Below are 19,512 nucleotides of genomic sequence, written 5' to 3'. Positions count from 1 at the left end.
ACCGTCTCGACCAGTACTGGGCCGAGCACCCCGAACGCTTCAGACGGCGCCCGACCGCACCACAACACCCACTAAAAACCGGAATCAACACCCGCCTGCTGTCTCAGACAGGTTGACAACTTCCGTGTGCCGGGCGCAATTGTCCGCTTCGGGAACAGTCGGCGGTTAGGTCTCCGCGCGCCTGTCGAGCCTGGCCACCCCGATCTTGGAGTCGGCCATGCCGTAGAAGACGAAGAGCTGCCCCTCGACCTCTTCGATCGCGGTCGGGAACACCACATTGGGCACGATGCCGCTGGTCTCGTCGGCGGTCTCGGCCTTCAGCAGCGGCTCGCTCGTGCGGCTGAGCACGATGGTGGGGTCGTCGGCGTCCAGGATCATGCCGCCGGCGGCGTAGTTCACCTTCTGCTGCGGGTCGAACGCCTTGGCCAGGATGCCGGTGACGCCGTGGTGCAGCAGTAGCCAGCCCTCCGGAACCCGCAGCGGCGCGGGGCCGCCGCCGATCTTGAGCTCCTCGAACGCGAACTCCGGCCCGGCGAGGAACCGGTGCCCGCGCCAGAGGGTGAGCGCGGAGACATCTGCCACCGCGTCGGCGACGGGCACGTAGCTGATCCAGATGCTCTGCCGCTGGTCGGTCACGCCGGCCGGCACCCGGATGCCTTCGCCATCCTTGGTCTCGTCCAGGTCCCACATCGGCCGGTGCAGCACCGCGAAGCTTTCCACTCCGTCGGGCGCCGTGACCGGCTCGGGGAAGAACACGGTGTCCTTGTTGTGGAACAGGTTGAGGTCCATGTCGAGGGCCTCCTCGTAGGCGAACAGGGCAGGGCCGAGGCGCCGCCAGTCGCGCAGGTTGTCCGACACCGCGACGGCGGTGCGGGGGCCGAGCGGCCCGTAGGCGACGTACGTCATCACGTGCAGGCCGAGCCGCGGGATGAACGTGACCCGCGGGTCCTCGACCCCGGCGTTGTTCGCCCCGCGCTCCCAGCCTCGGTCGGGCGCCAGGACCACGCCCTCGCGTTCGACGCCGGTGGGCACGCCGTTCTCGATGATCACCCGGGCCAGTCCCACCCGGGAGACGTTGCCGGTGGCAACGAGCCGGGGGAGCAGGTACAGGATGCCGTCCGGGGTGTGCCCCGACCCGGGGTTGAGGACGCCCTCTGCCTCGAGTTCGTTGCCGTCCTCGGGCGTCATGACGACACCCATCCGGGTGAGGGTGTAGGGGAAGAGTGCGGTGGAGCTCATGTCTAACCTTTCACGCCCGAGCCGATATCGCTCGAAACGAAGTGCTGTTGGAAGATGATGAAGAGGATGACCATCGGGGCGGCCAGTACGCAGGCGCCGGCGAGGACGGCGCCGATCGGGTTCGCCGCGGTACCCGCGACGTTGGTGAGGTAGTTCGCCAGCGACACCGCGAGCGGTTGCAGTGCGGCCTCCTTGGTGATCAGGAACGGCCAGAGGAATTCGTTCCACGGGCCGATGAAGGTGAGCAGCACCACGGTCAGCAGGGCGGGCCGCACGAGCGGCAACGCAATGCTCCAGAGGATCTTCAACTCACCGGCGCCGTCGATCCGGGCCGCGTCGAAGAGGGCCTTGGGCACCTGCAGGAAATACTGCCGGAACACCAGTACCGCCGTCGAGTTGATGGCGAACGGAAGGATCATGCCCGCATAGCTGTCGGCCAGGCCGTAATCCCTGGCGATCATCACGTAGAGCGGAATCATCAGCAGCTGGAAGGGAATCACCTGAACGAGCAGCATCAGTGCGAAGGTGACCCCGCGTCCGCGCCACTCCAGCTGCGCCAGGGCGTAACCGACCAGCACACCGAATACGACGGTGCAGAGGATGACTCCGCCGGCGAAGATTCCGGAGTTGACCAGTCCCTGGAACAGGTTGATGCGGCTATTGATGTCGGCGTAGTTCTGGCCGGTGACGTTCCCCGGGTTGGGGAACGCCCCGGCGATGGTCGGGTCCGGCGCGGTCTGCAGGGAGCCGATCACCATGTAGTAGAACGGAAACAGGAACAGCAGGGCGCCGATGGAGAGGACCACGTACCGCAGGATGTTCTGCCCGCGGCTCATGCCTTCGACGTTGCGACGTCCGGTCCGGGTTCGCACGGTCGACGTCTGCGCGGGGTCCGCGTGTGCCAGGCCGGCGGTGACCGCCGGATTCTGTGCGTTGCTCATGATTCGTCCCCTCCGGCCACCTTGCGTTGGATGAACGCCAGGATGAGCACGCCGATGACGAGGATGACCCCGATCGCGGCGGCAATGCCCGGCTCGCCCTGTTCGATGCCGCGCTGGTACATGATCAGCACGGGCGAGGACGAGGCCCCGTTCGGGCCGCCACCGCCGGTGAGCAGGTAGGGCTCCGTGAAGAGGTTCGCGCCGGTGATCGTCGCCAGCAACAGGACCAACACTGTCGCGGGCCGCACGCCCGGCACGGTGATCGAGAAGAACATGCGGATCTTGCCCGCGCCATCCGTCGCGGCGGCCTCATACAGTTCGTCGGAGACGTTCTGCAGGGCGGCCAGGTAGAGCAGGATGAAAAAGCCCATCTGCTTCCAGGTGACGAAGATGGCGATCGTGGGCATCGCCAGGAGCGGGTTGATCAGCCAGGCCGGGTCTGGGGCCAGCGGACCGAGGATCTGGTTGACCAGCCCGTTGCCGCTGAACAGGAAGAGCCAGACCACGACGACGGCGACGCTGGCCGTGACATACGGCACATAGAAGGACACCCGCAAAAAAGTGCGGGCACGCACGATCTTGTTCAGGGCCGTCGCGAGCACCAGCGACAGCACGACGGTGAGGGGCACGTTGATCAGAAGGAAGATGCCGACGTTGCCGAATGAGCGGATGATCGCCGGGTCGCTCAGCACCTCCTGGAAGTTCGCGAGCCCGACAAACGGTCGGTCCACCACGGCGCCGGGAGCGGCGAAGAAGTAGTCGTGGAAGGACATGTAGAAGGCGAAGACCAGTGGGTAGGCGAAGACCAGGAGCACGAAGAGCAGGTAGGGGGCGCTGAGCAGGAGCCCGAGTGGGTTCCTGCCCAGGAGCTGGCCCCGGCGGCCCCGGCGGGGGCCCCCGCCGCCTGGCCGGGTGGGCCTGGCGGCGGGGCTCGGGGTGACACTCCCGGAGGAGACTGTCGAGGACATCAGCTGTACTATTCCGCGATCAGTTCGTGGACCTTGTCGGCCGCGGCATCGAACGCGTCGGCGACGTCGCCTTCACCGGAGATGACGTTCTTTGTCCAGGCATCCCGGAAGGCCTGCCAGGCGGCGACGGAGTTCGGCACCTGCGGCACCTCGACCGTGCGGGAGGCCTGGTCACCGAACTGTTCGTAGGCCGGGTTGGCCGCGAAGTAGTCCGGGTAGACCTCGGGGAGGTCCTGGCGCAACGGCATCTGGCCAGTCAGCTCCAGCAGCTGGCCGTCCTGCTCCTCGCTGGTGGCGAATTTCAGCACATCCCAGGCCGTGGCCTGGTTCTTGCACGCCGTGAACAGGCCGACGTTCTTGGCATCGGAGAAGGTGTAGGTGTCTTCGGCGGTGGAACCGGCGCTGGAGGGGAAGGGGACCGCTCCCCAGTTCACCACGCCGTCGTAGACCGACACGGCCCACGGTCCGGCGCTTGCCATGGCAGCGACTCCGTCCGCGAAGGAGTCACCCGTGTACTTTTCCTTGCCGGCGAGGTTCTCCGCGTAGACGGTCTTCCAGAATTCCCCGACCGCGACACCCTCGTCCGAGTTGAAGGTGGCTTCGCCGTTTTCGATGAACAGGGTCCCCCCGGTTTCGGCCGCGTACACCGGGTAGAAGTCGAACCAGCTCTGGAAGAACTCGCTCGTTGCCGACGGGTTGATGGCGTACTGCGACACTCCGGCTGAGACCAGGGTGCGCGCGGTGGCCAGGAACTCGTCGTAGGTAGCCAACGCGGGGTTTTCCGGGTCCAGACCGGCCGCGGCGAAGAGGTCCTTGTTGTAGAACAGCATCACCGGGTTGGACTTCCACGGCATCTGGTAGAACTTGCCGTCCTCGCTCTGGTACTGCTCAGCCAGGTCGCCGGTGCGTTCTTCAATGTAGGAGTCGCCGTCCTCGAAGCTGCTGAGGTCGACCAGGCCGCCCTGCTTCTGGAACTGAGGCACGGCGACGGGCGCGGTGTTGAAGATCAGGCACGGGGCGTTGCCGGCGGTGATGGCGGCGCCGATGACCTCTTCGCTGCTCTTCCCGGCCGGGATCTCCTGGGCCTTGACCTGCTCGTCGGGGTTGTCGGCGTTCCAGGCCTCGACCATCTGCTTGCCCCATTTGACCTCGTTCTCATTGTTCGAGTACCAGATGGTGATGTCGCCGCGTTCCGTGGCCGAACCGGAGTTGCCGCCGCTGGAGCAGGCTCCGAGGGCGACGATCATGGCGGCGGAGGTGGCGGCGGCGGCAAGAAGTCGCCGGGTCTGTCGGGACGTGTTCTTGTGACGGATGCTGCGTTGCATGTCTTCTCCATTTCTGTGTCCTCAGCGGCTCTGCTGCGGAATGGTTGGTGCAGGTGGTGCGTCTCAGGAGGGCGCTGGCGCTGATGCCGAGCCCCGGATGATCAGGCGGGCGGCGGGAAGCTCGACATCGTCCGACCTCCCGGTACGGATGAGCGCCAGCAGGGTGGCGGCGGCGGCACGGCCCCAGACCAGCGGGGTAGCACCGACGGTGGTGAGCGCGGGGTATACGTAGCGGGCGAATTCGATGTCATCGAAGCCGGTGATCGAGACGTCCTCCGGTACTCGCACGCCGAGTTCCTGGGCCACGCCGATTCCGGCGATGGCCATGGGGTCGTTGGCGAAGACGATGGCGGTGGGGGGCAGCGGGGCCTCGAGGAGGCGGCGCGTGGCATCCGCGCCGGCCGAGATCGAGAAGTCGGTCTCGACGACCTGGCCGTCGTCCAGGCCGGCGTCGCGCATTGCCTCGGTGAAGGCCGTGCGCCGCCGGCTGCCGTGCAGCATGCCGGAGCTGCCGGCGACGTGGGCGATCCGCGTGTGGCCGAGATCGGCGAGGTGCCGCACGGTTTCGGCGACTCCGTGGGTGTCGTCGATGCACACGGCCGGGAACGGACTGGCCTGGTCGGGACGGCCCAGGGTGACCGCTGGCAGGGCCAGCTCCGCCAGGCAGGGGATCCGGGGGTCGTCGTGACGGAGGTCGGTGAGGAATACGCCATCCACCCGGCCGTCGGCGACCAGGGTGCGGTAGGTCTGCAGCTCGGTGGTCTCGTCGGGCACGACGCTGAGCACCAGGGCCAGGCCCTGGGGGGCGAGGATGGTCTCGACGCCGGCGAGGAACGACGTGAAGAACGGGTCGGAGCCGAGCACTTCGGGGTCGCGGGCCATGACGAGGCCGAGCGCGAAGGAGCGCTTGGATGACAGGGACCTGGCGCGCAACGACGGTGTCCAGCCGAGTGCGCCGGCCACACGCAGGATTCGCGAGCGGGTTTCGGGGGCGACGCCGGGCCGGTCGTTCAGGGCGAAGGACACCAGGCCCTTGCTGACCCCGGCCTCCCTGGCCACGTCGGCGATGGTCACCCTGGACGCAGGCCGGGTTGAATTCGTGGACGAATCCATGGGGCCTCCTCTTTGCGGCGTTCCCGGAGTGTCGTCCGAAGGGACCTGAACCGGTTTAGGGGAAACCTATACCGGTTTAGTCCTTCCCGTCAAGAAGACAACTGTTGCCCGCGCGGACAAATGGTCCCGGCACACCGGGTGCACATGTCCGCAGCGGGAACAGTTGTGGGCCGACGGGCTGGCGGGGCCAGCGGGGGGAGGCCGACGGGCCTAGGGTGAATGGCACCATGGACTGGTTCGCGACGGGCGACTACGACATCGCCCGGGAGATCCTGCAACGGGGCATCGCCGCGCTGTACCTCATCGCGTTCGCCTCGGCGCTTGCCCAGTTCCCCGCCCTGTTGGGCGACAACGGCCTGCTTCCGGTGCGCTCCTTCACGGCGGTGGTGCCGTTCTGGCGCGCACCGAGCCTGTTCCAGTGGCGCTACTCCGATGCGTTGCTCCGCCTCGTCGGCGGGGTGGGCGTCGGCCTGTCCGGCACGGTGGTGCTCGGCCTGCCGCAGCTGGGTCCGGCCTGGCTGCCGATGCTCGTCTTCCTGCTCCTGTTCGCGCTGTACCTGTCGATCGTGAACGTCGGGCAGACCTTCTACTCGTTCGGTTGGGAGAGCCTGCTCGTGGAGGCGGGGTTCATCGTCGCGTTCCTCGGCTCCGACGCCGTCGCCACTCCGTGGCCGGTGCTGCTGTTCCTGCGCTGGTTGGTGTTCCGGCTGGAGTTCGGCGCCGGCCTGATCAAGCTGCGCGGCGGCCAGGAGTGGCGGGACCTCACCGCCCTGTTCTACCACCACGAAACGCAGCCGATGCCCAACCCGGTCAGCTGGTTCGTGCACCACCTGCCGAAGTGGGCACACCGCGGCGAGGTGCTGGGCAACCATGTCGTGCAGCTCGGAGCGCCGATCCTGCTCTTCGCCCCGCAGCCCGTGGCGTCGATCGCCGCCGGCGTGATCGTGCTCAGCCAGCTGTGGCTGGTGCTCACCGGCAACTTCGCCTGGCTCAACTGGATCACCATCGTGCTGGCGGCCGCCGCGGTGGACGATGCGTCGTTCCGGTGGCTGGGCGCCCTGGTGTTGCCGCAGCTGCGAGCCACAGTGGGAGCCGGCGGCGCCGATCCGGGGGAGCAGCCGCTCTGGTTCGTGATCGTGGTGCTCGCCGTGGTCACCCTGCTGGTGGTGCTCAGCTACTGGCCGGCCCGCAATCTGTTGCGGCGCGCTCAGCTGATGAATGCCAGCTTCAACCCGTTCCACCTCGTGAACGCCTACGGGGCGTTCGGCACCGTCACCAAGGAACGCTACGAGATCATCGTGGAGGGCAGTGCCTCGGTCGATCCGCGGAATGACACGGCCTGGCTGGCCTACGAGTTCCGGGGCAAGCCCGGCGACGTGGCGCGGCTGCCCGGGCAGTTCGCGCCCTGCCACCTGCGGTTGGACTGGCTGATGTGGTTCCTGGCGCTCGGGGTGCGGGACACCCGCTGGTTCGAGGTGTTCCTGGCCCGGCTGCTGCAGGGCGACCGGGCCACGCTACGGCTGCTCGCGCGCAATCCGTTCGCCGACTCGCCGCCGCGGTATGTGCGCGCCCGGGTGTTCCTGTACCGGTTCAGCACCCCGGCGGAGCGCCGGGCCAGCCACGACTGGTGGGTGCGCTCGGAGGTCGGAACGCTCGTGCCACCGGTGACGCTGCCGCCGGATTGATCCCCCGGACTGATCCGCCGGACCGATCCGGCGGGTCAGCGGCCGCGGAGCTCTTCGATGTCGCGGCGCTCGCGCTTGGTGGGCCGGCCGGCGCCGCGGTCGCGCATGGGCACCAGGGCCACTTCTTCGCGGGGCGGCGGTGGCGGGGTGTTGTCGACGAAGCACTCGGCGGCCACACCTGGGCCCACCCGCTTGACGATGACTTTCGAGACGACGAGCACCCGGTCGAAGCCGTTGGCGCGGATGCGCACCTCATCGCCCACCTTGACCGCCTGGGCGGACTTGGCCCGTTCGCCGTTCACCCGTACATGACCGGCACGGCAAGCCGCGGTCGCCTGCGAGCGGGTCTTGTACATCCGCACCGCCCAGGCCCAGCTGTCCACCCGTGCGCTCACCAAGTCCATGACACGACTCTACGCGGCACGGGAGGGCAGGTGGCGGCGGTCAGGGCTCAGCGCAGCACGACCCAGAGGATGAGCAGCATGGTCACCAGGAACCCGGTGAAGAAGTTCAGCCGGAGGAACCGCTTCCAGCCGTTGTTGGCCCGCTCCGAGTCCGCGTCGCTGACGGACCGGTACGGCCACGCGGCGAGGATGTACGGGATCACGAGCAGCGCCGCCAGCGGACCCGGCCAGTCGGTGACCAGCATCAGCAGCCCCGCCAGGGCCCAGAAGTCGATGGCGACGCACACGGTCCGGGCGGCGCCGAAAGCGGTGGCGATCGAGCTGATACCGCCCTGCCGGTCCGGTTCGACATCCTGCACGGCGCCGAAGGCATGGCTGGCGATGCCCCAGAAGAAGAACGCGGTGAGCAGGGCCACGAGGTCCGGGGTGACCAGGGCGCCGGCCACGGCCAGGCCGTAGACCGCGGGGCTGACGAAGTGCACGCTCGACGTGACGGAGTCCAGCACCGGGCGTTCCTTGAAGCGCAGCCCGGGCGCGGAGTAGGCGACCACGGCGAAGAGGCTGATCGCCAGGACCAACCACGATCCGGGATCGGCCCCGGCCAGCACGATCATGGCGAGCAGTACGGGCGCGGCGGTGGCCACACCGGAAACGAGCACGGTCCGGTGCAGGCCCTTCTCGAGCATGGCGCCCTCGACCCCCCCCTTGCGCGGGTTGCGAAGGTCCGACTCATAGTCGAACACGTCGTTGATGCCGTACATCAGCAGGTTGTACGGGATCAGGAAGAACAGGGTCCCCACCAGCAGCAGGGCATCGACCCGGCCCGTCGTGACGACGTAGGCGGCGGCGAAGGGAAAGGCCGTGTTGATCCAGCTGAGTGGGCGCGAGGAGAGCAGCACCTGCCGCGCCGTGTGGCCGAGGCCGGCGGCCGGGGTGGCCCGCGGTGACGGGGCCGCGCCGTGTGGATCTATGCCGTGTGGATCTGCCGACTGGGTCATGCGTCCTGTCCTTTTCGCGGTATTCGGCTGGTGTGGCTGTCGCCGCCGAGGAGCGACCACAGCGCCGGAAGCAGCAGCGCCGCGGCTATCGGATACGCGAAGTCCTCCACCGGGGCAAGGCCCACGAAGAGCCCGGAGATGAGGCCGGCGTCGTAGGCGACGAGTCCCACCCCGATCATGATGTTGTCGAACACCGCCGTGAGCACGAGGACGCTCGCGAGGGCGAGTCCGGCCGGAGCGGCCAGTCGCCGGGTCGCCGGTCGGCGCCAGAGCGCCACGGCTGCCACCAGCACCGCCAGGCCGAGGAAGATCGTGTTCAGCCACAGATACGTCATGCGGCCCGCCTCGTCTCCAGGAGCATCCGGGCGCCCTGCAGGGCGTTCATGAACAGGTAGCAGAGGAAGGTCAGGAAGAAGACTTCTTCCACCGGCAGTTCAGGCGCCACCTGCAGGCCGGTCATGAACGAGGTCTCCCCGCGGTAGAAGATCCCGGAACCGATGCCGATTAGGTCCCAGGCCAGGAAGAACAGCACTCCCGCCACCAGCACGATGGCCGCGACGCGGGGCGCCCGCCAGAAGAACAGGCGAAACCGGCGGTCGAGCACGATCATGCCGGTCAAGGACACCAGCAGGGCGAGCAGGTAGGCGACGCTCACGCAGGCCCGCTCACCGGTGGGTGGCCGGCTGCGTGCCGGTCGCGCGGGGACCGGCCCGGAGCGGTTCGGGCAGGGGCCCGGTGCTCACGTCGCCGCGAATCCGTTTGACCAGGATTTCAGCGCTGATCAGGCACATCGGCAGGCCGATACCGGGGATGGTGGTGCCGCCGGCGTAATAGAGCCCGTCGATGTGCGCGGACGCGTTGGTGCCGCGGAAGAAGGCGCTCTGCGTGAGGGTGTGCGCAGGCCCCAGCGCACCGCCCTTCCAGGAGTTGAGGTCGTCGGCGAAGTCGGCCGGGCCGATGGTGCGGCGCACGAGGATGCGCTCGGCGAGGTCGGGGATGCCGGCCCACTCGGCGAGCTGGCCGATCGCGGCATCCGCGATGCCCTCGACCGAAGCGGAGCCGGCGCCGTCGATGCCGCCGTGGCCGATCCCGGTGTCGGCGGGAACGGGGATGAGCAGGAACATGTTGCTGGCGCCGTCCGGGGCCACGCTCGGGTCGGTGGCGCTGGGGAGGCAGGCGTAGAACGACGCGGGATTGGGCACCGACGTTTCCGTGCCGAAGATGCGGTCGAAGTTGTCGGCCCAGTCTTCGGTGAAGAACAGGGTGTGGTGCGCCAGCTCGGGCAGGGTCCCGCTCACGCCGAGCAGCACGAGCACGGCGCCGGGGCCGGAGGTGCGTTTCTGCCACCAGTGCTCCGGGTAGGTCTGCTTGCCCGGTTCCACGAGTCGGGTCTCGGTGTGGTGCAGGTCGGCGGTCGACACGACCAGGTCGGCATCCAGCCCCACCACGTTGCCGGCCGCGTCCGTGTAGGTGACACCCTCCACGGGTGCCAGGGCGCCCTTCCGGGCCGGCGCGCGGCCCGAGCGGATGGCTTGGACGCGGGCGCCGGTCTCGATGGTGACGCCCTCGGCGCGGGCCAGGTCGACGATGCTCTCGATGAGACGGGTGAAGCCGCCTTGCGGGTAGAGCACGCCGTCGGCGAGGTCGAGGTGGCTCATCAGGTGGTACATCGACGGGGTGCGGTCGGGGGAGGAGCCCAGGAACACGGCCGGGTAGCCGAGGATCTGGCGGATCCGCGGGTCGCGGAAGTAGCCGGCCACGAATTTGTCCAGCGGCTGCAGCAGCAGCCGAGCAAGCCGGCCCATCCGGGTCAGCACGTCGCGCACCAGCAGGGGCTTGAACGACGCGAAGCTCGTGTAGAGAAACCTGTCGACGGCCATGTCGTAGGTCTCCCTGGCGCTGGCCAGGTATTTATCGAGCCGGGCGCCCGCACCGGGTTCCAGGCTCTCGAACAGGGCGATGTTGTCGGCCCGGTCGGCGCGCACGTCGATGGGATCGGCGTCTGCTTCGACGTACACCCGGTAGCCGGGGTCCAGCCGGGTGAGCTCGAGCTGCTCGGCGGCGCTGGTGCCCATCAGCCGGTAGAAGTGCTCGAAGACCTCCGGCATCAGGTACCAGGACGGACCGGTTTCGAAGCGGAAACCGTCGGCCTCCCAGAAGCCGGCGCGACCGCCGAGGGTGTCGTGGGCCTCCAGCAGGGTGACCTGGTGGCCCTCCTTGGCCAGCAGGGCCGCGCTGGCCAGGCCGGCGATACCTCCGCCGATGACAACGGTGCGGAGGGGGCCGGAGGATGGGGTGCGGGTGGACGCGGAGGAAGTCACCGGCGCCACGCCTGCGGGCCGAGCGAGGACGAGAGGGCGATCATCAGTTTCTCCGGATCCGGCACCCGGATGCGGGTGCTCATCAAGTCGTTGGCGGGGGTCTGACGCAGTTTCAGAGACAGCCGGGCGAACAGCCGGTGGGCTGCGGTGACGGCGCGGCGGCTGCCGGGCGGCAGCAGCGGCAGCACCCGTTCGGCGGCGGCGAGGTCGGCGTCCATGTCGTCGAGCAGCACGTTCTTCTGCCCGTCGGTGAGCCGGGTCAGGTCGATGCCGGGAAAGTAGTTGCGCCCCAGCGCATCCCGGTCGGCCGCCAGGTCGCGGAGGAAATTCACCTTCTGGAAGGCGGCGCCGAGGCTGCGGGCGCCGTGATCGAGCGCTGCCAGCTGGTCCGGTGTACGCGGGGAGTCACGCAGGAAGGCGCGCAGGCACATCAGCCCGACCACCTCCGCGGAGCCGTAGATGTACTCGGCGACACTGGCCGTCGTGAACGGCGCCGGGTCGAGGTCCCGCCGCATCGCCGCGAAGAACGGTCGGGTGAGGTCCGGCTCGATGCCGACCCGCCTGGCTGTGGTGGCGAACGCGTGCACGACGAGGTTGGTACTGAAGCCGCGCCCCATCGCGCGTTCGGTCTCCTTCTCGAGGTCGTCGAGCACTTCGCGCTGGCCGGTGATGTCGATCCCGGCCTCGCTGGCGGCGCCGTCGACGATCTCGTCCGCGATCCGCACGAGCGCGTAGATTGTGCGTACCTCGTCTCGCACGCCAGGGCTGAGCAGACGGGCCGCGAGTCCGAACGACGTGGAGTAGTGCCCGATCACCGTGGTGGCACTGGCCAGGGCGGCGGCGTTGTAGGTGCCGAGGGTGGTGGGCAGCGCAGCGCCGGCGGTCGCGCCGGTGCGGGGCTCGATGGTGTCGTGGCTCATTTGTCGCGGGTGACGGCGCTGGCCGCCAGCTGGGTCAGGGTGGTGCGCAGTTCATCGGGCAGGGCGGGCATCTGCAGGGCTTCCACGGCCCGGCGCGCGTATTCGCGGGCCAGGCTGTCGGCGGTTTCCCGAGCGCCGCAGTCGCGGAGGTGGGTGCGCACAATGTCGGCCTCGGCCTCGGTGAGGTCGTCTTTGCCCAGGAACGGCGCGATCATCGGCCAGCGGTCGGTGGAACCCGCGTGGGCGATGAGCGCGGTCTGCTTGCCTTCCCGCAGGTCGGCGAGCACGCTCTTGCCGGTGGCGGCCGGGTCGCCGAACACGCCGAGGAGGTCGTCGGTGAGCTGGAAGGCGATGCCGATCAGGCGGCCGAACAGGCCGAGCGCGTCGATGGCGTCCTCGGGGGCACCGGCGAGAACGGCGCCGGCCTGCAGCGGGGCCTCGAAGGAGTAGATGGCCGTCTTGTGTTCGAGTGTGCTGATGACCTGCTCGATCGTAAGCGGCGTCCGGCTGACGGTGTTCGTCACATCCGCCAGTTCACCGGCCGCCGACACGAAAACGGCGCGGTCGAGGAGGTCAAGCAGCCGGCCGCGCAAATCGGCATCCACCGGCAGCAGCGCAAGCGCACGATGCGCCTCGCTCAAGGCCAGGTCGCCGGCCAGGATGGCGGCCGTCGCGGCCCACGCTTCGGCCTGGCCGGTGCCGGCCCCGTGCGCGATGGCGCGTGCGGTGAATCGGCCGGCGATGTTGGCCATACCGCGCCGGGACAGGTCCCGGTCGATGACGTCATCATGGATCAGGAACGCCGTGTGCAGGAGCTCGAAGCTCACTGCGACGGGCGTGGAGAGCGTGTGATCGGTGCCGCCGAAGGCGTCGTACGCCGCGAGCACCAGCGCCGGGCGCACGCGCTTGCCGCCGCGGCTGGCCAGGTCGAGCGAGTCCCACAGCGCTACGTAGTGGTCGCCGTAGTCGCTGGCGCGCAGCCGGGCCGCCGCGAAGAAGCGGTGCAGCTCGGTTTCGACGCCCAGCGTCGCGATCTCATGCACGGATCGTCTCCAATTCCCGCATCTGCAGCACCATCCAGGGGCTGAACGCGAAAGGGCTGGCCAGCACGGAGCGGCGGAGGGCCTCCGGCTCGGTCCAGGTGAACTCCATCACCTCGGCCGGATTGGGAACCGGCTCGCCGGCGGCCACGGCCAGGTAGACCGGGCAGACCTCGTTCTCGACGATGCCGCTGCTGTCGGTGGCACGATAGCGGAACAGGGGAAGCGCCAGGTCGATGTCCGACAGGTCGAGGCCGAGCTCGAAGTCCGCGCGGCGGCGAACCGCATCCGGCAAGGTCTCGGCCGGCGCCGGATGGCCGCAGAACGAATTGGTCCACACGCCCGGCCAGGTCTTCTTGGCCAGTGCCCGGCGGGTGATGAGCACCTCGCCGCGGTCATTGAAGACGTAGCAGGAAAAGGCCAGGTGAAGAGAGGTATCGGCGCCGTGGACGCTGTTCTTGGGAGCGGTCCCGATTTCGCGTCCATCCTCGTCAAGCAGAACGACCATGTCTTCGACAAGCTCAATGGTTGATTCTGCGGTGTGCATCGGATCTCCCTCTCGTGCAGTCAAGATACCCGAAAATGTACCTAACTGAGTTAGCGATAATCTAGCATGGAGGGTATGCCCGCTGACGACATCCCCGCCGCGACACCGCGCTCAGCCGATTCCGCCGGTTACTGGTATCCGGATGCGGGTCCGCTCACTTCGGAGCGGGTCAGAGCGGTCGCTGTCCTGCGGGCTGTTCGCCGGTTTCGCGCGGCCGATGTCGCGATGCGGATCCGCGCTCGCTCCGGCATGGACATGAACGACACCGACATGGTGGCATTACGGCACCTGATCGCGGCGGAGGAACGCTCGGAGTCGATGGGTCCGAAGGATCTCAGCGTGCTCCTGGGGATATCGTCCGCCGCGACGGCGAAGCTGCTGACCCGGCTCGAAGGCGCCGGCCGGCTCCGCCGGGAGCCGCATCCGACCGACCGGCGGGCGCAGGTGCTGCACGCCACCCGACGTGCGCAGGACGACATCAAGCGCGTGCTGGGTGCTGCCCATCAGCGGATGCTGGCCGCTGCCGAAAGGCTCACTGCCGGCGAGCAGCTCGCCGTCGTGCGGTTCCTCGATGAACTCAGCGGTGCGATGGATGAACCGGTCGCGGCCGGGCACCCTCCCGGCGGCACTGCTCCAACCCCGTAGCCGTCCGGCGTGCCGGGTGACCCGAGTGCCCCGACCGGCGGGGCCGTCCGACGCCGCGCAGTACCCTTGAGTCCGTGATAATTCCCGCCGCCCAGCACGTCCAGACCCTCCTCGCCTCGTACCCGGACTTCCCGCAGCCCGGAATCGTGTTCCAGGACCTCAATCCGGTGTTCGCCGACGCCGCGGCCTTTCGGTCGATCATCGACGCCCTGAACGAGCGGTACCGTGGCCAGTTCGACGCCGTCGCCGGCATCGAAGCGCGCGGATTCCTGCTGGCGGCCGGCATCGGTTATGCCGCTGAGTGCGCCGTGCTGGCCGTGCGCAAGGGCGGAAAACTGCCCGGCACCGTCCTGACCGAGGAATACGACCTGGAGTACGGGTCGGCCCGCCTGGAGCTCGAGGTCGGGCAGCTGCCCGCCGGCTCGCGGGTGCTGATCGTCGACGACGTCCTCGCCACCGGCGGCACCGTCGCCGCGACCGCGCGTCTCATCGAGCGCGCTGGCTATGTCACGATCGGCGTCGGCGTGGTGCTCGAGCTGGCCGAGCTCGACGGCCGGGGCCGCATCGGCGAAGTACCCGTGCACACCATCATCGCGGTCTGACCGGGGTCACTCCCGTAGTCCAGGAAGACTCTGCGTCACGGGCAACAGAAGGCCCGGCTGGAGCCGGCCGGCTCAGTACGCTGCGGGGTTGGTCGTCGGCTCGGCCGGCGCGCCGGAGAGCACCGCGCGGGTACCGGAAACGCCCAGGCGCGTGGCTCCGGCTTCGATCATGGCGAGCGCGTCGGCGTGGCTGCGGACCCCGCCGGAGGCCTTGACGCCCAGGGCGCCGGCCACGGTCTGGGACATCAGCCGAACGGCGTGCACGGTCGCGCCGCCGGTCGGGTGGAAGCCGGTGGAGGTCTTGACGAAGTCCGCGCCGGCGGCGACGGCGGCGCGGCAGGTGCCCACGATCTCGTCGTCGGTGAGGGCGGCCGATTCGATGATCACCTTGAGGATGCGCGGGGCCGGGATCTCGGCGCGCACGGCGCTGATGTCGGCCTCGACGAGGTCGAACCGGCCGGCCTTGGCCGCCCCCACGTCGATGACCATGTCGATCTCGTCGGCGCCCTGCGCGACGCAGAGGGCGGCTTCGGCGGCCTTGATAGCGCTGGCGTGCTTGCCGCTCGGAAACCCGCACACGACGGCGACCTTGAGAAGCGCATCCGCGGGAACCGTGACCGGCAGCATCGACGGCGACACGCACACCGAGTACACGCCCAGCTCGATCGCCTCAACGACCAGTGCGGCGACGTCGGCTTGGGTGGCCTCGGGCTTGAGCAGAGTGTTGTCGATGTAGCGCGCGAGGCCGGCGGCGTCGAGGGCGGTGGCGAGGCTGGAAGACGTCATGACGGGAAATCCTTTGGGAGGGGCGGTGGTGTGTTCCGCCGGGCTTGATCATACCCGGCGGGTGCGGATCATTCCTTTGGCGACGGGCGCGTGGGAGTACGGCATGCTTAAGCGATGAGCGGCAGTGGTGATGCGTGGGTCTACGGCCCGGATGGGGCCAGGTTCTGGGGCCGGTACGGGGCCGCCGGCCTGCTCGTGCACCACCGCGACCGGGGTGTGCTGCTTCAGCACCGGGCGGTGTGGAGTCACCACGGCGATACCTGGGGGGTTCCCGGCGGCGCCCGGCACGAGAACGAGAGCGCCTTGGACGCGGCCCTCCGCGAAGCCGAAGAGGAAGCCGGCGTGCCTGCCGGCCTGGTGCGGGTGAGCTTCAGCACCGTCATCGACCTCGGATTCTGGTCGTACACCACCGTGGTGGTGGAGGCGCTGGAGTTCTTCGAACCGGTGATCAGCGACACTGAAAGTATTGCGCTGCGCTGGGTGGCGCCGGCCGACGTCGAGTCGCTGCCGTTGCATCCGGGATTCGCAGCCAGCTGGCCCGCCCTTCGGGACCGGCTGGTCTAGACAGCCCGCTGTAGACCGGCGCGGGCGCCGGCGTCCGCTTGGGCAGCCAGGGCACCAGTGGCCAGACCGCCCGTCGGTAGGCGGCATAGCCCGGATGTCGCGCCATTGAGATGTTCTCGGTGAAGGCGATCGAGCCCACAAACAGCAGCGTCAGCAGCAGCGCACCCAGGCTGCCGAGTTGCAGGGCGGTGCCCGCGGCGATCATGCCGAACCCCGCGATCACCCACCACTGCACGATCTCGAAGAAGTAGTTCGGGTGCCGGGAGAACCGGAACAGGCCGCCTCGGATGGCGCAGGGCGATCCAGGCCGGCAGGGTAATGAGCAACAACAGCAGGTTCTGGTAGATCGAGATGAAGAACAGGTTGAACAGGGCGAACTGGCGCCGGCTCAGGCGGCGGCGGAGCACCGCCCAGCGGTAGTCCTGCCCACCGGGGCGGTACCCGCCCTTACGGGCGAGGTTGAACGTGAGGCGTGCGCCCCACAGGGTGCCGAGCGCGGCCATCACGATCAGCCGCGGGTCCGCCAGCGCACCGGCGACCGCGAAAACCCACAGGTAGGCCGGCGGCAGCAGGGACCAGGACCGATCGACCCAGGAATAGTCCCTGGTGAGCAGCGACAGCAGCCACGCCGTGCCGGTCGCCGCCAGGAACAGGACCAGGCAGACCGGCAGCGCTGTTGCGGCGGCGGTCATCGGGGCCGCGCCACGTCACCGCCGGCGTCGACCACATCCTGCACGTCCACGTCCACGTCTTCGACGAGCACGTCCTCGACAGCCACGTCGCCCGGGTCCTTGTCGACCCGGAGCCCCCGCCAGGTGGGGTGCCGCAGCCGGCCACCGGGGGTCCACTCGGCGAACTCCGCCTCGCCCACCAACAGCGGCCTCACCCACCCGGCGTCACCGGCGTCGGCCGCCGGCACGTCGTCGAACGGGTTGTCCGCCGTGGCCAGCTCGTCGAGCCGGCGGCGCAGCACCGTAAGGTCGCGGTCCCGGAACCCGGAGCCGATCCGGCCGGCGTATCGCAGCCGGAGTGGGCCCGGCTCGCCCGGGGCCCGCGGCACCGGCACGCCCACGAGCAGGGAGCCCAGCGTGCTGCCGCGGTGCCCGTTACCGGGGCGCCAGCCGCCGATCACCACCTCCTGGGCGCGGACGTGCTTGATCTTCACCCACCGGTCGGAGCGGCGCCCACTCTGGTAGCTGCTGCCGTTCTCCTTGGCGATCAGGCCCTCCAGACCCAGCCGGGCGCTGGTGGCGAGCACCTCGGCGGCCTCGCCGTCGAAGGCCGGCGGCACCTGGACGGTGCCGGTGCCGGCGACGAGGGAATCCAGGGCCGTGCGCCGCTCGGAGTACGGCCGCTCCACCAGAGCGGCGCCGTCATGTTCGAGCAGGTCGAAGACGAAGTAGTGCACCGGCGCGCCGCGTTGCGCCCGCCGAACGTCCAGGTCTCCGGTGAGGCCGAGCCGGGTCTGCAGCAGCGAGAAGTCCGGCCGGTTGGCCCGGTCCAGCGCCACCACCTCACCGTCCAGCACGGCCGCATGCCGGCCGAGGGCGGTCCGTAGGTCCTCGACCAGCTCGGGGAAGGACGGCGTGACGTCGTTGCCGTTGCGGGTGAGGAAGCGCACCGACCCGTCGGGCCCGCCGTCCAGGTAGGCCAGCATCCGGATGCCGTCCCATTTCATCTCGTAGGCCCAGTCGGAATCCGACAGCTCTCGCAGGCTGCCCGGCCGGGCCAGCATGGGGGAGTAGAGGGTGCGCGCAGCCGGCTGTGCCACCACGGTTGCCGGGGTGGACAGGTCCGCGGGCGCCCCGGCCGCAGCAGGTTCGGGCACCGGGTCGGCCCGTTTCGGTTTCATCAGATGGATCAGCCAGTTGCGGGACTCGCCCCCACCCGTGCGGATGAGGGCGAATTCCCGTACCGCGCCGGCCAGGCCGCCGTCCGGCCGGCCGTGCAGCGTCACGATCACCTCGTCGTCGCGCCATTTCTCCAGCACATACCTGCCGGAGTCCCAAATCGACATCGAACCGGCTCCGTATTCGCCGGCCGGAATGGTGCCCTCGAATTCGAGGTATTCCATCGGATGGTCTTCGGTGTGCACGGCAAGGTGGTTGTGGGTGGGATCCGTCGGTACGCCCTTAGGCAGCGCCCAGGAGGCAAGCACCCCGTCGTGCTCGAGACGCAGGTCGAAGTGCAGGGCACGGGCGTGGTGCTCCTGGATCACGAAGGCGGCCCCGCCGATTCCCGAAGCGCCGGCGGGTGCGGCGCCGGGCACGGGCTCTGGTGTGCGGTTGGCGTCCCGCTTACTGCGGTAGGTGTGCAGGCGGTCAGGGGCGTCGGAATCGAGGCGCGCGCCCCTGACGCTGCCGTGCGCCTCGATCGCCTCCGCCACCGCGGCCAGCGGGTCGGCGCGGCGCTCGAGGCGCTTGAGCACCTGCCGGTAGTCGAGCTGCTCCAGCCCGGGCGACTCGAGCTCGCGCCAGGTGCGCGGGGCGGCCACCAACGGTCGCAGCTGGCCGCGCAGGCTGTATGGCGCGATCGTGGTCTTGTTCTTGCTGTTCTGGCTCCAGTCCACGAAGACCTTGCCCGTGCGCAACGACCGGGTCATCGCGCTGAGCACCTCGCCAGGATGGTCGGCCTCGAGGGCCCGCGCGAGTTCGTGCGCGACCTCGCTGACCTGGTCGGAACTGTGGTCGCCGTCCAGCGCCGCGTACAGGTGGATGCCCTTGCTGCCGCTGGTCACCGGCACGGTCTCCAGGCCCATGTCCAGCAACAGCGCCCGGGCCCAGCGGGCCACTTCGGCGCATTCGGCCAGGCCGACGCCCTCACCGGGGTCCAGGTCCAGCACCAGCCGGTCCGGGTGGGCCGGCTTTCCGGCGGGGTCGAAGCACCACTGCGGCACGTGGATCTCCAGGGTGCCGATCTGCGCCAGCCAGGTGAGGGTGGGCAGGTCATTCACCAGCGGGTACACGGTGGTGCGCGATTTGTGCGGCACCTCCCGGCGTTTTACCCAGTCCGGAGTGCCGTCGCCGAGGTTCTTTTGGAAAAAGACCTGGCCGGGCTCCTCGGGAGTGCCCACGCCGTGGACCCAGCGTTTCCGGGTGGCCGGCCGGTCCCGCGCATGCCGGATGAGCGCATCCGCCACGGTCGCGTAGTACCCCAGGATGTCGGCCTTGGTGGTCCCGGTCTCCGGATACATGACCTTGTCTAGGTGGGTGAGCGTGACCCGGCGGCCGCCCACTGTCACGACCTCACGCTCGGCGGCCGGGCCGGCGGTGGGGGCATCCGCACCAGGATTCATGACTCCAGCTTGCCCCCTGCGCGCGCAACGGTCCAGCCTGCCGCCCCTGAGCATTCAGCCGATGCACAGGAAGCTCCAGAAACGTATCCCCATCAGCGCGTAACGGGTGTGTACTGGAA

General features: G+C 69.1%; 20 protein-coding genes and 1 pseudogene. 4 read left to right on the top strand and 17 right to left on the bottom strand.

The features are described 5' to 3' along the window. Positions 1-165: 165 nt before the first annotated feature. From JWP54_RS14300 to JWP54_RS14280, 5 genes are all read right to left on the bottom strand, one after another. Entirely contained in the window at positions 166-1,239 is a 1,074-nt protein-coding gene (locus JWP54_RS14300) for a glycosidase (RefSeq protein WP_297373219.1), read from the bottom strand. Between the two features lie 2 nt (positions 1,240-1,241). Continuing rightward, positions 1,242-2,075, bottom strand: coding sequence for a carbohydrate ABC transporter permease (locus tag JWP54_RS14295; protein WP_297373224.1), 834 nt, complete (start codon positions 2,073-2,075; stop codon positions 1,242-1,244). Between the two features lie 101 nt (positions 2,076-2,176). Further along, on the bottom strand, positions 2,177-3,148 hold the full coding sequence (locus JWP54_RS14290; protein ID WP_297373217.1) for a carbohydrate ABC transporter permease: 972 nt from the start codon (positions 3,146-3,148) through the stop codon (positions 2,177-2,179). A gap of 8 nt (positions 3,149-3,156) precedes the next feature. Next, a complete protein-coding gene (locus JWP54_RS14285) occupies positions 3,157-4,473 on the bottom strand; it encodes an extracellular solute-binding protein (RefSeq protein ID WP_297373215.1) in 1,317 nt (438 codons plus the stop codon). 63 nt (positions 4,474-4,536) lie between these two features. Continuing rightward, positions 4,537-5,586 carry a LacI family DNA-binding transcriptional regulator gene (locus tag JWP54_RS14280; protein ID WP_297373213.1) on the bottom strand — a complete coding sequence of 350 codons (1,050 nt, stop codon included), beginning with the start codon at positions 5,584-5,586 and terminating at the stop codon, positions 4,537-4,539. A gap of 227 nt (positions 5,587-5,813) precedes the next feature. Here JWP54_RS14280 and JWP54_RS14275 point away from each other — a divergent pair, with 227 nt between their 5' ends. Then, positions 5,814-7,271, top strand: a complete 1,458-nt coding sequence (locus JWP54_RS14275) for a lipase maturation factor family protein (RefSeq protein ID WP_297373211.1) — start codon at positions 5,814-5,816, stop codon at positions 7,269-7,271. 35 nt (positions 7,272-7,306) lie between these two features. Here the strand turns inward: JWP54_RS14275 and JWP54_RS14270 are convergent, their stop codons facing one another. The 8 genes from JWP54_RS14270 to idi are packed head-to-tail and all read right to left on the bottom strand — an operon-like array spanning position 7,307 to position 13,501. Further along, complete coding sequence (locus tag JWP54_RS14270; protein ID WP_297373209.1) at positions 7,307-7,675, bottom strand: RNA-binding S4 domain-containing protein; 369 nt, start codon at positions 7,673-7,675, stop codon at positions 7,307-7,309. Between the two features lie 47 nt (positions 7,676-7,722). Continuing rightward, entirely contained in the window at positions 7,723-8,673 is a 951-nt protein-coding gene (locus tag JWP54_RS14265; protein ID WP_297373207.1) for a prenyltransferase, read from the bottom strand. Then, a complete protein-coding gene (locus JWP54_RS14260) occupies positions 8,670-9,008 on the bottom strand; it encodes a lycopene cyclase domain-containing protein (protein ID WP_297373205.1) in 339 nt (112 codons plus the stop codon). Before JWP54_RS14260 ends, JWP54_RS14265 begins: the two co-directional genes overlap by 4 nt. Further along, positions 9,005-9,328, bottom strand: a complete 324-nt coding sequence (locus JWP54_RS14255) for a lycopene cyclase domain-containing protein (protein ID WP_297373203.1) — start codon at positions 9,326-9,328, stop codon at positions 9,005-9,007. The genes JWP54_RS14260 and JWP54_RS14255 overlap by 4 nt, the downstream gene beginning before the upstream one ends. Before the next feature lie 10 nt (positions 9,329-9,338). Further along, the gene (crtI, locus tag JWP54_RS14250; RefSeq protein WP_297373201.1) at positions 9,339-10,994 is read right to left on the bottom strand and encodes a phytoene desaturase family protein; all 1,656 of its coding nucleotides are present in this window, start codon (positions 10,992-10,994) and stop codon (positions 9,339-9,341) included. Then, complete coding sequence (locus tag JWP54_RS14245; RefSeq protein ID WP_297373199.1) at positions 10,991-11,914, bottom strand: squalene/phytoene synthase family protein; 924 nt, start codon at positions 11,912-11,914, stop codon at positions 10,991-10,993. Before JWP54_RS14245 ends, crtI begins: the two co-directional genes overlap by 4 nt. Continuing rightward, positions 11,911-12,957: a polyprenyl synthetase family protein gene (locus tag JWP54_RS14240; protein ID WP_297373197.1), complete on the bottom strand. Its 1,047-nt coding sequence runs from the start codon at positions 12,955-12,957 to the stop codon at positions 11,911-11,913. Before JWP54_RS14240 ends, JWP54_RS14245 begins: the two co-directional genes overlap by 4 nt. Next, positions 12,950-13,501: an isopentenyl-diphosphate Delta-isomerase gene (idi, locus tag JWP54_RS14235; RefSeq protein ID WP_297373195.1), complete on the bottom strand. Its 552-nt coding sequence runs from the start codon at positions 13,499-13,501 to the stop codon at positions 12,950-12,952. The genes JWP54_RS14240 and idi overlap by 8 nt, the downstream gene beginning before the upstream one ends. Positions 13,502-13,576: 75 nt before the next feature. Here idi and JWP54_RS14230 point away from each other — a divergent pair, with 75 nt between their 5' ends. Together JWP54_RS14230 and JWP54_RS14225 are read left to right on the top strand one after the other, a co-directional pair. Next, positions 13,577-14,146, top strand: coding sequence for a MarR family transcriptional regulator (locus tag JWP54_RS14230; RefSeq protein ID WP_297373193.1), 570 nt, complete (start codon positions 13,577-13,579; stop codon positions 14,144-14,146). 74 nt (positions 14,147-14,220) lie between these two features. Next, a complete protein-coding gene (locus tag JWP54_RS14225; protein WP_297373191.1) occupies positions 14,221-14,748 on the top strand; it encodes an adenine phosphoribosyltransferase in 528 nt (175 codons plus the stop codon). Between the two features lie 72 nt (positions 14,749-14,820). On the opposite strand, the gene deoC is transcribed toward JWP54_RS14225, so the two are convergent. Beyond that, positions 14,821-15,534, bottom strand: a complete 714-nt coding sequence (deoC, locus tag JWP54_RS14220; RefSeq protein WP_297373189.1) for a deoxyribose-phosphate aldolase — start codon at positions 15,532-15,534, stop codon at positions 14,821-14,823. A gap of 114 nt (positions 15,535-15,648) precedes the next feature. On the opposite strand from deoC, the gene JWP54_RS14215 reads away from it, so the two are divergent. Continuing rightward, positions 15,649-16,098, top strand: a complete 450-nt coding sequence (locus JWP54_RS14215) for an NUDIX domain-containing protein (protein WP_297373186.1) — start codon at positions 15,649-15,651, stop codon at positions 16,096-16,098. Here the strand turns inward: JWP54_RS14215 and JWP54_RS14210 are convergent. The 3 genes and pseudogenes from JWP54_RS14210 to JWP54_RS14200 form a co-directional block, all read right to left on the bottom strand. Continuing rightward, positions 15,983-16,333, bottom strand: a complete 351-nt coding sequence (locus JWP54_RS14210; RefSeq protein WP_297373222.1) for a hypothetical protein — start codon at positions 16,331-16,333, stop codon at positions 15,983-15,985. The two genes, JWP54_RS14215 and JWP54_RS14210, sit on opposite strands and share 116 nt — an antisense overlap. A gap of 121 nt (positions 16,334-16,454) precedes the next feature. Then, a pseudogene (locus JWP54_RS14205) lies at positions 16,455-16,790 on the bottom strand (DUF1295 domain-containing protein); the annotation flags it as partial. Beyond that, a complete protein-coding gene (locus JWP54_RS14200) occupies positions 16,787-19,393 on the bottom strand; it encodes an ATP-dependent DNA ligase (protein ID WP_297373184.1) in 2,607 nt (868 codons plus the stop codon). The gene JWP54_RS14200 and the pseudogene JWP54_RS14205, both read right to left, overlap by 4 nt. Between the last annotated feature and the right edge of the window lie 119 nt (positions 19,394-19,512).

Origin of the sequence: Cryobacterium sp., assembly GCF_025463825.1 — a bacterium.
In the GTDB taxonomy this organism is placed as follows: Bacteria; Actinomycetota; Actinomycetes; order Actinomycetales; family Microbacteriaceae; genus Cryobacterium.
Note: the sequence above shows the minus strand (reverse complement) of the source record. Positions and strands in the feature narration are given on the sequence as shown.